The organism is Actinokineospora sp. NPDC051303, from assembly GCF_055586285.1.
Genome location: NZ_JBVJIN010000029.1, coordinates 1 through 13,170 on the forward strand (window position 1 = coordinate 1; position 13,170 = coordinate 13,170).

A 13,170-nucleotide genomic window follows, 5' to 3' on the forward strand; every position below is an offset into this window, starting at 1 on the left:
CCCCTTGGTTCCCCTCCCCTCCTCCCCTCCCCCCCCCCCCCCCCCCCCCCCCCCCCCCCCCCCCCCCCCCCCCCAACCCCCCCCCCCCCCCCCCTCCCCCCCCCCCCCCCCCCCCCCCCCCCCCACCCCGCGAAGGACTTCCCGCCCGCTGATCACATCCGCCGGTGGCGCCTGGCTTGACGAGCGCGCGCGCCCAGGTGTCACTGCCCCAATCGAAACTCCCCTCTGTCGGTCTTCCTCTCATAAACGAGCGCTCTGTGTGGGTCGGCGGTCGGCCGAGCCCTGCTTCAGGTTATCGACGCAGGTCACGGTCCGGGAGGGAGAACGCCGGGCCTGTGGATAACTCGCGATCATGAAGCGCGTTCGGGCACTACACCGTGGCGGGGCCGAGGATCTGGTGCAGTGCGTCGATCAGGGTGGGGTCGCCGTCGAGGGTGAGCGCGGTCGCGTCGGAGCGGCGCCAGAGCCAGCGGAACACGGCGTCGGGTTCGCCTCGGACAGTCGCGTCGGGCTCGCCCGCGAAGGAGACGGCGATGGGGGCGGCGAGGGTCACGAACCAGGACGACGCGCCCGCTTCGACGCGGACGGTGCGGCCGTCGAGGAGGTGTTCGACGGTGGCGAAGCGGGGCGGGGAAGCGGCTGAGGCGTAGGCGAGGAAGCGGGTCACGACCTCGTCGACGCCGTCGGTGGCCAGGTCAGCCGGGACGGGGGCGGACGGCACGCCCGCGGCGAGTTCCGCGTCGATGCAATGGACCGCGGTTTCCTGGGTCATCCGCCTGGTCCAGAACCCGACCGTCTGGTCCGGCGCGTACCAGGTGAAGGCCTCCGCGGTCTGCGGCCGGGACGTCAACTGGTCCAGCAGTTCGGTGTAGCCAGCGTCGAGGACCCGCAGCGGGTCGCTGTCCGACAGGTCCGGGGGCCACGGCTGCGGCCAGGCGTTCAGCCGCATCGTCGCGGCCTTGTGCAGGTAGACGACGGCGACGTGCCGGACCAGGTCCGCGACCGTCCACTCCGGACACGTCGGGACCGGCGCCGACAACGCGGGCGCGGCGACCGCGCGCAATCGGGCGTAGTCCCTGGCGAGGTGGGCGAAGTAGTCCATGCCCCGACCCAATCACGGAACCGGCGGGCACGCTCAGGGATTCAACATGGTCCGCAGCCACTCGTGGCTCCAGCCCAGCTCGCCCGCGAGCAGGTCGGCGACGATTCCGCGCAGCCACTCGACCTCGGCGCGGCCGATCGCGAACCGGTACTCATCCTCCAGCAGGAACACCCTCGGTATGGATCCCAGCTCCGCCTGGATCTCGGCCAGTTCCCGCTCCAGCGCGTCTGCCCTGGCCGCGAGGCAGGTCGCCACGTCCTCGGGGGTCAGGATGAGCATCGAGGCGAGGGCGGCGGGGAACTCGGGGAACTCGTTGACCGGGGTGGAAAGCATGGCGGTCAGCCACTCGACCATCGTGCGGGAGCCCTCAGGCGTCAGCTCGTAGACCGTGCGGTCGGGGCGGCCCCGGTCGCGTTCGACCCCCTGCACGCGGATCAGTCCGACCCGCTCTAAGCGCTCAACCGTCTGGTAGACGCTGTTGCGCTGGGCGACGTTGGCGACCTTGTTCTTGCCGCGCACCTGAATGAGGTCGCGCATCCGATACGGGTGCATCGGCTCCTCCGCCAGCAGCACGAGCAGCACGAGCGCCAGCGGAGAACGGCGGTGGGAACTGCTGGGCATGGCGGCAACCCTAACCGCTTGCCCGCCATGGTCATGTTATGTATAGTCATAGTATGACTCCACGACAAGTTCTCATCATCGGCGGCGGCATCGCGGGACCGGCGACCGCCATGGCACTGCGACAGGCGGGCATCGCCGCCACCGTGTTCGAGGCGTACGAGCGCACCGCGGACGGCGTGGGCGCCTTCCTCACCCTCGCCCCCAACGGCATGGACGCGCTGCGCGCCCTTGACCTGCACGAAGTCGTGCGCGCGGCGGGCATCGAGACCACCCGGATCCGACTCACCATCGGACCGGACCGGCTCCTGGGCGAGGCGTCCCTTGTCGGTGAACGCACCGACGGCATGACCTCGCTGACCCTGAGCCGCGCCGACCTCTACGTGACCTTGCGCGACGAAGCCGTCCGCCGCGGCATCCCCGTCGAGTACGGCAAACGGCTGGTCGACTACGCCGACGGCGTCGCCCGCTTCGCCGACGGCAGCACGGCCGAAGGCGACCTGCTGGTCGGCGCGGACGGGCTCCAGTCGGTCGTGCGCACGATCATCGACCCGAACGCGCCCGCCGCGCGCTACGTGCCGCTGCTCAACACCGGCGGCTTCGCGCTCGGCGTCGACGCGGGCCTCGAACCCGGTGTGAGCAAGATGATGTTCGGCAAGCGCGCCTTCTTCGGCGTCCTGCCCAGCCCGGACGGCGAGGCGTGGTGGTTCGCCAACGTCGCCCAGCGCGCGGAACTGCCCCCGGCCGCTCTCGCCGAGATCACGTCGGACATCTGGCGGGCCCGCCTGATCGACCTGTTCGCCGACGACGGCGACCTGCCCCGCACGCTCATCGAAGCCACCCCGGTGATCATGCCGCCGTGGAACACCTACGACTTCCCCCGCGTCCCCACCTGGCACCGCGACCGCATGGTCATCATCGGCGACGCCGCGCACGCCACCTCCCCCGCCGCCGGGCAGGGCGCGTCGATGGCCTTGGAGGACGCCGTGGTCCTGGCCCGCTGCCTGCGCGACCTCCCGACCGACCAGGCGCTGCGGGCCTACGAAGCGCTGCGCCGCAAGCGCGTCGAACGGGTCGTCCGGCACGGCAAGCGCAGCGGCGGCACCAAGACCCTCGGCCCGATCGGCCGGGCCGTCCTGCCCGCGCTGTTCAAACTGCTGCCCGCGGGCGACGTGCGGTGGATGTACGACCACCACACCGACTGGGACGCCCGAGTGCCGGAGCCCGCCTAGGGCGCCCCGGAACCGGTGCTGGTGCTTGAGCGAGGGCGAACCGTCCGCTCGCCGACTCTCGCTCCGCGAAAGGACGTGCGCAACGGCATCACCGGAAACAGCACTCTCAGCGCGGGACGGTCCCACTTGTGGCGGACGGCATCTGTGTCGCCGTCGTCGGGCAGGCGGCAGGGGAAGACAGCAAGCTGCGGACGGTCTGGGCGGGGTGATTTGCCTGGCGCGCGGCGCGGACCAGGTGTTCGCCCGAGTCGTGTCGGATCTCGGCGGCACGGGCGACGTGGTGCTGCCGCGGCTGATCGCCGGGACCGCGAGGTCAAACCGGACTACGCGGCCGACTTTGACGATCTGGCCGGGAAAGCGGCGACAGTGTGGGCTGTGCCGTTCGCCGGGTCCGGGCAGGCGGCGTGCCTGGCGGCGGGCGAGCAGGTCCTGGACACCGTGGACGCCGTTGTCGCGGGGTGGGACGGCGGTTCGTCCGGCGGACACGGCGACACCGCCGACGCCGTAACGGCATCGCCGACATCCTGGCGGCACCGCCGACGCCGTGGCGAAACCCCGATGCCGTGGCGACACCGCCGACATCGTGGCGACACCGCTGGCATCGTGGGCGGGTGCCTGGGCTGCGGGCTGCCAGTCACCGTGGTCTGGTCTGAGGGAGCCCGGCGGGGCGAGTGAGCGGCGGCCAAGAGCGCTGGACCGCTCGCGGCACCCGCGGGGGCGAAGCCTCGCCATAGGGCGACATCGGCCCGTTGACGTGGAGATGCCTGGCGCGGCGGTCGACGCTTGACCACCACGTCCTGCGGTTCTCCCGCGTCTCCGCTGGGGTCGTGATCGACAGCGACCGGGTGGTGCTTGCGGCGGCGACGCTCCTCACCCAGCGCTTGAGGCAGGAAACCCCCGCGAACTGGGTGACGACGGCTAAGACCCGCGCGGGCCGTGGCTCGGAGGAATCCGCGGGGAGACCGGCCGCAGGGCCGCGAACCAGCGCGTCGCTGGTGGAGTGCGAGCCGATGAGCGCGCCGGTCCCGCTCGCCGACGTGCCGTGCCTGATCAGCAGCGGGCGCGACAACGACGGCCGACCGCGGCGCCGTGCGGTGAGTGGCCGTGTGTGGCGGGGCGCGTCTGTCCAGGACTCGGGCCGTTGGCCGGGGTGTCCTCGGGCCGCTTAAGGTCTCAATCGGAGTCTTGCGCAGCGCTCACCCAAGCCCGTTCTGATTCCCCACGGCGCGCGGCGCGGATCGAAAGGTGTGAGATCGATGAGCGAGTCGGCCGCCGACTACCAGCCCGCCGAGGTCCTGCGCAGGGTCGACGGGACCGGCGCGCTCACCGGGGTGCAGGCGCTCGGCAGACTGCTCGTCGACCAGCATCGGGCGGATCTGGCTCGGGGGTGGCGCACGGCGGGGCTCGTGTCCGGGTACCGGGGGTCGCCGCTGGCGGGGTTGGACCAGGTGTTGGACCGGCACGCCGGGTTACTCGCCGAGCACGACATCGAGTTCATTCCCGGAGTCAACGAGGAACTGGCGGCGACGATCGTCTACGGCTCCCAGCTCGCGCCGCAGCTTCCCGGGGCGCGGTTCGAGGGGGTGTTCGGGCTCTGGTACGGCAAGGCGCCGGGGGTGGACCGGTCGGCCGACGCCATCAAGCACGGCACCTGGATGGGGACCACGCCGCGGGGCGGGGTGCTGGTGGTCGCCGGGGACGATCCGGCCAGCAAGTCGTCGTCGCTGCCGTCGAACTCGACCATGGCGTTGGCCGAGTGCCACCTGCCGGTGTTGGCGCCGGTGGACGTGGCCGACGTGCTGCGGCTGGGGCGGTTCGGGTTCGAGATGTCGCGGTTCAGCGGGGCGTGGACCGGGTTCACCATCGTGACGAACATCGGCGACGCCTACGAAGCCGTCGACCTCGGCGCGGCGCCGGAGATCGTGACCCCGCAGTTCGAGTGGGACGGGCGCCCGTGGGCTCCGACGCACCGGCCGGGGGTGGGCATCCCCGAAGGGCTGGCGCTGGAACGCGAAGTGCTGGAAGGCAGGCTCGCGGCCGCGGTCGCGTTCGGCGCGGCCAACGGGCTCAACCGGATCGAGGGCGCGGTGTCCGACGCGCGCCTGGGGATCGTGGCGTCCGGGCACACCTACGCCTGCCTGCGCGACGCGCTCGACCGGCTCGGGCTGGCCGAGGACGCGCTGGTCCGGCGCGGTGTGCGGGTGCTGCGGCTGGGCATGGTCCACCCGCTCGACCGGGACCTGCTGGCCCGGTTCGCCGACGGCCTGGACGACCTCGTCGTGGTCGAGGACAAGCGACCGTTCATCGAGGCGCAGGTGAAGGAGGCGCTGTTCGACCGGGCCGTGCGACCGCGGGTCCACGGCAAGCGCGGGCCGGATGGCAAGACGCTCGTCCCCGTCGACGGCGCGCTGGACGCCGACCGGCTCGTCGTCGCGCTCGGCCGGTTCCTCGCCGACCGCGTCGGCCGCGAGCACGTCGACCTGCGCCATCCCGCCCTGCGGCCGCGGCTGCCCGCGTTGACGCTGACCCCGGTCAACCGCACACCGTTCTTCTGCTCCGGCTGCCCGCACAACCGCTCCACCGAGGTCCCCGACGGCTCCATCGCGGGCGCGGGCATCGGCTGCCACACCATGACCACGTTCATGGACCGCAGCGCGGGCTTCTCGCAGATGGGCGGGGAGGGCATGAGCTGGGTCGGCGCGGAGCGGTTCAGCGACACCGAGCACCTGTTCCAGAACCTCGGCGACGGCACGTTCTTCCACTCCGGCAGCCTCGCGATCCGCCAAGCCGTCGCGGCGGGCACGACGATCACGTTCAAGCTGCTCTACAACGCGGCCGTGGCGATGACCGGCGGGCAGCACGCCGACGGCGCGGTCGGCCCGGCCGAGGTCACCGACCTGCTGCGCGCCGAGGGGGTCGCGAAAACCGTTGTGGTCACTGACGATCCGCGAAAGTACCGGCGCGGCACGAAATGGGCTCCGGGGACCCGGGTGCGCCACCGCGACGACCTCGACGCCGTGCAGCGGGAACTGCGCGCGACGCCCGGGGTCACGGTGATCCTCTACGACCAGGAGTGCGCGGCGGAGAAGCGCCGCAAGCGCAAGCGCGGGCTCGCCCCGGAACCGGCGAAACGGGTTCATATCAACGAATCCGTGTGCGAGGGCTGCGGAGACTGCGGGCGCAAGTCGAACTGCCTGAGCGTCGAGCCGGTCGACACCGAGTTCGGCCGCAAGACCCGAATCGACCAGACCTCGTGCAACAAGGACTACTCCTGCCTGCTCGGCGACTGCCCGTCGTTCCTGACGGTGATTCCCGGCAAGGGAGGCAAGAAGAAACTCACCCGCGACCCTCTTCCCGCCGACCTTCCTGAGCCTGATTCCCTTCCCGCGTCGGCGAATCTGGTGATGGTCGGCATCGGCGGCACCGGGGTGGTCACCACGAACCAGGTGCTCGCGACGGCCGCGTTGCTCAGCGGACTCGACGCGCGGGCGCTCGACCAGACCGGGCTGAGCCAGAAGGCGGGCGCGGTGGTGTCGCATCTGCGGATCACGTCTTCGCGCAGCGGGGTTCCCGGTCTGGTGCCCGCTGGGATGGCCGACGGGTACCTGGCGTTCGACGCGCTGGCCGGGGCGAACGACACCACTCTTTCGCGGTGCGACAACGCGCGGACCGTGGCGGTCGTGTCGACGTCCGAGGTGCCCACCGGGCAGATGGTGGTCGACCCCGCTGTGTCCTATCCGGACGATCTGCTGAGCCGGATCGCCGCGCGGACGGCTCGGGTGCGGGCGTTTGACGCGCTTGACCTGGCGGAGCGGCTGTTCGGTGGGACCGCTGCGGCGAACTTCCTGGTTGTCGGGGCGGCCTATCAACTTGGCGTGCTGCCGATGACGGCGGCGGCCATCGAGCGCGCGATCGAACTCAACGGTGTCGGCGTGAGCACGACGATTCAGGCGTTTCGGGCTGGGCGTAAGGCGGTTCTTGAGCCTGGGTGGCTGGTTGACTCGCCTTCGCCTGCTCCCGTGGCGTCACCGTTGGCTGACGGGTTCAGCGGGGAATTGCGGCGGTTGCTGGACATTCGGGTGCCGCAGCTGGTGGCTTATCAGAATGTCGCTTACGCCCAGCGGTATGTGGATGTCGTGTCCACTGTGGCCGAAGCTGAGCGGGCGGCGGGGCTGCCGGGCTTGGTCGCGGAAGCTGTGGCGCGGAACTTGTTCAAGCTGATGGCTTACAAGGACGAGTACGAGGTCGCTCGGCTGCATCTGGACCCGGGGCTGCGGGCGGAGATCGAGTCGCGGCATGGGGTGGGGGCTGTTCTGGGGTATCAGCTGCATCCGCCGGTGCTGCGGGCGTTGGGGTGGCGGCGGAAGATCACGTTGAAGCGGTCTGCGCGGGTGGTTTTTGGGGTGTTGCGGGGGATGCGGGGGCTGCGGGGGACGCCGTTCGATCCGTTTGGGCGGGCTCGGGTGCGTAAGGTTGAGCGGGCTCTGGTGGCGGAGTATGTGGAGTTGGTGGGGCGGTTGGTGCGGTCGTTGGATCGGTATGAGCTGGCGGTGGAGATCGCTGGGCTGCCGGATCTTGTGCGGGGGTATGAAGAGGTGAAGATGGCTTCGGTTGAGGTTTATCGGGGGCGGTTGGCTGAGGCTTTGGCTCGGTTGGAGCATCGGGAGTCTGCTGCTGCTTGATGTTGGGGGCTCTTGGGGCTCGTGGTTCCCGGGTTGGTGGGTTGCTCGATGGGGTGGAGTGGTTTCTTTGGGGCCCCTACGAAGGAAGATCCCGTCGTGGGAAAGACGGGTGGGGAGCCTACGGCCCCACGACCACGGCGAGTTTAGGGATCTTCCTTCACCCCCAAAGAAACCACTCCACCCCATCGAGCACCTGGCGGGCGTAGGTGCGGCTTCGTGAAGGGCTGGTTCGCTGTTGCTCGTTCCGCGCCATCGGGTGCCTGGCAGGGGCAGGGGCGGTTCGTAGGAGGATGGGGTCGCTGCTCGTTTCGCACTATCGGGGACTTGGCAGGGGCAGGGGCAGGGGCGGTTGGCAGGAGGCGGGTTCGCTGCTCGTCGCACCATCGGGCACTTGGTGGGCGTTGGTGCGGCCTGGCCGGGGGGGCGGGCCGGGGGCTGCTGGTGGGGGGTGTGCACTTTGCTCCGCCGATCTGACATCTGGTGGGGCGGGCTTGGTTGGTAGGAGGTAGGGAGGTCCCTGCTCCATCCGTCTGGGATTTGGCGGGAGTGTGGGTCTGGTGGGGGGCTTGCTCGTTCCCTTGCTTCGCCATCTGGTGCCTGGCAGGGTCGGGTGGTGGTGGGTGGGCGGGTTGTGTTGTGGTGGGGGTGTTGTTATGCGTAGGCGCAAGCGTCCTGATGAGACTGGGCGTTATGCCGTGCTTTACCCGGCTGTTGCTGAGGTGGCGCGTCGGGTGGGGGCTCGGGCGGTGGGGTTGATCGACGTGGGGTGTTCGGCTGGGTTCAATCTGGCGGTGGATCGGGTGGGGATTCGTTACAGCGATGGGCGGGTGTTGGGGGATCCGGCGTCGACTGTGCAGGTGTCGTGTTCGCTGGTGGGTGGGCGAGAGGTTCCGGGGTGGGGGATGCCTGAGGTCGTTGTGCGGGTTGGTGTTGACGCTGATCCGGTTGATGTGACTGATGTGGATGAGGCTCGGTGGTTGCGGAGTTGCCTGCCCGAGGGTGACGTGGAGCGGGCGGCGCGGTTGGACGCGGAGATGGCGTTGTTGGCCACTGTCCCGCCGGTGTTGCTGCGGGGGGACGCTGTGGAGGTGTTGCCGGAGGCCTTGGGGCGGGTGCCGGGGGATGTTTTGCCGGTCGTCACCACTACGTGGGCGTTGTCGCGGTTCTCGGTTGAGAGGCGGCTGCGGTTTTTGCAGCGGCTTGACGAAGCGGCTACCGGGCGGGTGGTGGCTTGGGTGTCGGTGGAGGGGGTTGGGGTCGCGCCGGGGGTGCCGACGTTGGGGGATCGTCGGGCTTCTGGGCACAGTGTGATCGGGGTGGCGGTGTTCGGGCATTCGAGTCTGCGGGTCGAGGCTGTGGGGCGGTGTTGGTCTCGGGGGCGGATGCTGGCTTGGCTGGCGGACACCTAAGACCGGTGGGTGATCAACGGTGACACGTTTTCGGGGTGGGGTGGGGGGTTACTCGGGGGAGTGTGACCACTCCTCCAAAGCCTGATGAGGCGCGGGTTGATGTCGGGCGTGTGCTGCGCGGCCTCGCCACCTGGTCATTGCGGTTGTTGTTGATCGCGGGGGCGGTGTGGTTGGTGGTGACCGTCGTGGGGCGGTTGTCGGTGGTCACGGTTCCGTTCGGGGTGGCGGTGTTGCTGGCCGCCTTGTTCGGGCCGCCCGCGCGCTGGCTGACCCGGCGTGGGGTGCCGCGAGGGGTGGCCACGGCGGGAGTGGTCGTCGGCGGGCTGGCCGTGGTGGGTGGGCTGCTGTGGTTCGTGGTGCGGTCGGTCGTGGTGGGGATGCCCGCGCTGGGGGACAGCGTCGGGGAAAGCTACGGGCGGTTGCGGGACTGGGCGGCGGGGACGCTGGGGCTGGGCGCCGATGACCTGAACCGGCTCGCCGAGCAGGCCAAAGGGTGGGTGACGGGGCAGAAAGAGTCGCTGGTCAGTGGGGTGTTCGGGGCGTTCTCCACGGTCGGGTCCGTGCTGACCGGGGTGGTTCTGACGCTGTTCATCATGGTGATGCTCGTGCACGACGGGCCCCGGCTGTGGGCCGGTGTGATCCGGCCGTTCGCGCGGCAGCAGCCGCGGCTGGCCGAGGCGGGGCGGCGGGTGTTCGGCGAGTTGAGCGCCTACGCCCGGGCCACGGTGACGATCGCGGTGATCGACGCGGTGGGCATCGGGGTGGGGCTGTGGGCGACCGGGGTGCCGCTGGTCGTGCCGCTGGCCGCGGTGGTGTTTCTCGGTGCGTTCGTCCCGTTGGTGGGGGCGTTCGTGTCGGGGCTGCTGGCCGTGGCGGTGGCCCTGGTCAGCCAGGGACCGCTGATCGCGGTGATCGTGGCGCTGATCGTGATCGGGGTGCAGCAGGTCGAGGGCAACGTCCTGGAACCGCTGCTGATGGGCAACGCGGTCCGCCTGCACGCGCTGGTCGTCGTGCTGGCCGTCGCGATCGGGGTACACCTGGCCGGAGTCGCGGGGGCGCTGCTGGCCGTGCCACTGGTCGCCGCGGTTCGGACCGCCACGGCCACACTGCTCGAAGACCCAGAACCATCCACTTAGGACGAGATGGCCAAGTCCAAGCGGGCCTGGTTGGTGCGCAACACCTCCGGCGCAACACCTCCGGGGTCAGTTCGGGCCTGCCGCCCGGCCGCCCCACCGTGGTCCCAGACAGTTCGGGCCGGCCGCCCCACCGTGGTCCCAGACGCGGCCACCGCGAGCCGCCCCGCCGCGGGGCCGGCTCGTGGTCGCTGCGGTTCGGACCGCCACGGCGACACTGCTCAAAGATCCGACACCGTCCACTTAAGACGATGTGGCCAGGTCCAGGCGGGCCAGGTTGGTGCGCAACACCTCCGGGGTCAGCTCGGGCCTGCCGCCCGGCCGCCCCACTGTGGCACCGGACGCGGCCACCGCGAGCCGCGCCGCCGCGCGGGGGTCGGCTCCGCGCAGCAGGGCCCAGGTCATCGCGGCGACGAACGAGTCTCCCCCGCCGGTGGTGTCCACGGCCTCGCCGACCAAGGGCAGCGCCAAATGCCCGCCTGCCCACACGAACACGTTGCCCACCCCGTCCACGGCCAGCGCGACCAGCGACAGCCCCTCGGCCAGCAGCGCCCGGCCCGCGCGCCGGGCGGCGTCGACGCTGTCGAGGCGCACGCCGGTCAACGCCTCGGCTTCGCGGTGGTCGGCGCGCAGGACGTCGGCCGCGGCCAGCAGACCGGCCCGGCGCGCGTCCCGCGGCGGTGCCCCGTCGAGCACGACCCGGCGGCCCGCCGCCTTGGCCAGCCGCACCGCGGCGTGCACGGCCGCGGCCGGTTGCTGTAGCTGCACGACCACGGTGGACGCGGCCGTCAGCATCGGCTCGGCGTCGACCACGTCCGCCTCGGTCAGCAGCACACCCTCGGGCAGGTCCTCCAGGTAGTGCCACTTGCCGTCCTCGGTGAGCAACTCGGTGATCAGCCCGGTCTCGACGCCCGGCCGCCGCACCACTGCGGCCGTGTCCACCCCGTCCTCGGCGGCCTTCGCGACCAACTTCCCGCCCACCTCGTCGTCCCCGACGACCCCGACCAGCCCGACCGACGCGCCAAGCTGCGCGAGCGCCACGGCGATGTTGGCGCCCTTGCCGCCCAACATCTCCCGCCGCCGCCGCACCGGCGTCGTGGCACCGGCCGACGGAACCTCGGCCACGACAAGCACAAGGTCCCGCGCGATCTGCCCCAGCACAACGACATCCACGGCGATGACCTACCCCACTCGACCGAGCCGAAACGACCCCACCCGAACGCAACGCGACCGGATGACGAAATCACCCGCCGGATGGCGTATTCGATAGCGCCAATCAGGTGACGGGAATTGCGCCACGATTTCCGACTGGCACCCCACCGGTCGGCACCGCCTTTCCCGGTAACGATCACACAACGGAATCTTGACAGTGTCTCCACCCGGCCGTGAAGCGGCCACACTCGATGTCGAAGTGATCCCCAGCGACGAGGGGGAGTGCCGGTGGACTTCCGCGTCCTCGGGCCGACGCGGCTACTCGCGCAGGGTCGGGACTGGCACCTGGGGCACCGCAAGACGCGAGCGCTACTCGCCCTGTTCCTGTTGCGGCCCAACCGAAATATCGACGGCGACTGGCTGATCGAGCGCCTCTGGGACGACGACCGGCCACCCGACGCGGACACCACCCTGCGGAATCACATCTCCCGCGCGCGGTGCGCGCTCAAACAGTCACGCTCGCCCGCCAGAATAGAGGCCATCGACGACGGGTATCGAATCGACATTCACCCGCAGCTCATCGACTATCACCGTTTCCTTTCACTGGCGCACCGGGGCCACACTGCGCTCCGCAGGGACGATCACTTGGCGGCCGCGACGCACTTCGCCCAGGCCGTTTCCCTCTGGCATGGCAAGCCCCTGGCCGATGCGGGCACCGCGCGCGCCCGCGAACTGGGTGATTCACTGGTCGACAGCGCCCTCGTCCCGGCCTACCGGGGCCTGTTCGAGGCGAAACTGCGCCTAGGCGAGCACGATTTCGTCCTGCGCCGCCTACGACCCCTGATCGGTCGGCACCACCACGACGAGACTTTCGCGAGCTTGTGGGCGCGCGCTCTGCACGCCGCCGACCCCCGACGCCGGACTACCGGGGACCACGCCGGTTCAGCGGGACTGCGGCAGGGTGGTCGAGCCGCGCTTCGGTGAGCGGGCCGATGGCGGGGGCACGACCGGGCCGATGTCGCCGTCTGGGGCTTCGTCCAGGTCGGCTATGACTGGGGCGTGGTCGCTGGGGCCGGTGCCTTTGCGGGCGTGGCGGTCGACCCAGGCGGCGCGGGTTCGGGGGGCGACGGGGGTGGTGGCCAGGATCAGGTCTATGCGCATGCCGAGGTCCTTGTGGAACATTCCGGCGCGATAGTCCCAGTAGGTGAAGACCCGCTCGTCCGGCCAGCGGTCGCGCACGACGTCGTGTAGGCCCAGGGCCGTCAGGTCGGCTAGGGCGGCGCGTTCGGCTGGGGTGACGTGTGTGTGGCCCGCGTAGGCCTCCGGATCGAAGACGTCGGCGTCGGTGGGGGCGATGTTGACGTCGCCGCAGACCATGGCCTCGGGTGGGCCCGTGCGCACCTGGTCGCGGAGGGCGGCTAGCCAGGCGAGTTTGTACTGGTAGTGCTCGGAGTCGGGGGTGCGGCCGTTGGGCACGTACACCGAGTGGACCCGGACGCCGCCGCAGGTCGCCGACACCGCCCGCGCCTCCTGGTGCGGGAAGCCCGGGGCGTCGGGAATGCCCCGGACGACCTCGTCCAGTCCCACCCGGGACAGGATCGCCACGCCGTTCCACTGCGCCTCGCCGTGGCTGGCGAACCGGTAGCCGCGGGCGTCGAGTTCCGCGCCGAGCAGGTCGGCGAAGGCATCGTCGGTGAGTTTGGTTTCCTGTAGGCAGAGCACGTCCGGCTGCCGCTGGTCCAGCCACGGCAGCAACCGCGGCACCCGCTGCTTGACGGAGTTCACATTCCAGGTCGCCACCCGCACCCGACCCACGGTAGCCGCGCGGCCGTCCGGGCGCGC

10 protein-coding genes are annotated in these 13,170 nt (G+C 70.8%); 6 read left to right on the forward strand and 4 right to left on the reverse strand.

The window, feature by feature from the left end; translation table 11 throughout:
- Positions 1-370 precede the first annotated feature (370 nt).
- Both ACZ6SD_RS21550 and ACZ6SD_RS21555 read right to left on the reverse strand, forming a co-directional pair.
- Entirely contained in the window at positions 371-1,102 is a 732-nt protein-coding gene (locus tag ACZ6SD_RS21550; protein ID WP_465318753.1) for a maleylpyruvate isomerase family mycothiol-dependent enzyme, read from the reverse strand.
- Positions 1,103-1,135: 33 nt separating this feature from the next.
- Positions 1,136-1,723 (reverse strand): helix-turn-helix transcriptional regulator, encoded by a 588-nt coding sequence (locus tag ACZ6SD_RS21555; RefSeq protein WP_465318754.1) that lies wholly within the window; start codon positions 1,721-1,723, stop codon positions 1,136-1,138.
- Between the two features lie 53 nt (positions 1,724-1,776).
- On the opposite strand from ACZ6SD_RS21555, the gene ACZ6SD_RS21560 reads away from it, so the two are divergent.
- From ACZ6SD_RS21560 to ACZ6SD_RS21580, 5 genes are all read left to right on the forward strand, one after another.
- Positions 1,777-2,952 carry an FAD-dependent oxidoreductase gene (locus ACZ6SD_RS21560; RefSeq protein WP_465318755.1) on the forward strand — a complete coding sequence of 392 codons (1,176 nt, stop codon included), beginning with the start codon at positions 1,777-1,779 and terminating at the stop codon, positions 2,950-2,952.
- Between the two features lie 375 nt (positions 2,953-3,327).
- A complete protein-coding gene (locus ACZ6SD_RS21565; protein WP_465318756.1) occupies positions 3,328-3,627 on the forward strand; it encodes a hypothetical protein in 300 nt (99 codons plus the stop codon).
- A 581-nt stretch (positions 3,628-4,208) separates the two neighbouring features.
- The gene (locus ACZ6SD_RS21570) at positions 4,209-7,634 is read left to right on the forward strand and encodes an indolepyruvate ferredoxin oxidoreductase family protein (RefSeq protein WP_465318757.1); all 3,426 of its coding nucleotides are present in this window, start codon (positions 4,209-4,211) and stop codon (positions 7,632-7,634) included.
- Between the two features lie 653 nt (positions 7,635-8,287).
- Positions 8,288-9,043 (forward strand): DUF2332 domain-containing protein, encoded by a 756-nt coding sequence (locus ACZ6SD_RS21575; RefSeq protein WP_465318758.1) that lies wholly within the window; start codon positions 8,288-8,290, stop codon positions 9,041-9,043.
- Positions 9,044-9,105: 62 nt separating this feature from the next.
- The gene (locus ACZ6SD_RS21580) at positions 9,106-10,179 is read left to right on the forward strand and encodes an AI-2E family transporter (RefSeq protein WP_465318759.1); all 1,074 of its coding nucleotides are present in this window, start codon (positions 9,106-9,108) and stop codon (positions 10,177-10,179) included.
- 240 nt (positions 10,180-10,419) lie between these two features.
- Here the strand turns inward: ACZ6SD_RS21580 and ACZ6SD_RS21585 are convergent, their stop codons facing one another.
- Positions 10,420-11,349, reverse strand: a complete 930-nt coding sequence (locus tag ACZ6SD_RS21585; RefSeq protein ID WP_465318760.1) for a PfkB family carbohydrate kinase — start codon at positions 11,347-11,349, stop codon at positions 10,420-10,422.
- Positions 11,350-11,616: 267 nt separating this feature from the next.
- On the opposite strand from ACZ6SD_RS21585, the gene ACZ6SD_RS21590 reads away from it, so the two are divergent.
- Positions 11,617-12,312 (forward strand): AfsR/SARP family transcriptional regulator, encoded by a 696-nt coding sequence (locus tag ACZ6SD_RS21590; RefSeq protein ID WP_465318761.1) that lies wholly within the window; start codon positions 11,617-11,619, stop codon positions 12,310-12,312.
- On the opposite strand, the gene ACZ6SD_RS21595 is transcribed toward ACZ6SD_RS21590, so the two are convergent.
- Positions 12,271-13,143, reverse strand: coding sequence for an exodeoxyribonuclease III (locus ACZ6SD_RS21595; protein WP_465318762.1), 873 nt, complete (start codon positions 13,141-13,143; stop codon positions 12,271-12,273). The genes ACZ6SD_RS21590 and ACZ6SD_RS21595 overlap by 42 nt on opposite strands.
- Between the last annotated feature and the right edge of the window lie 27 nt (positions 13,144-13,170).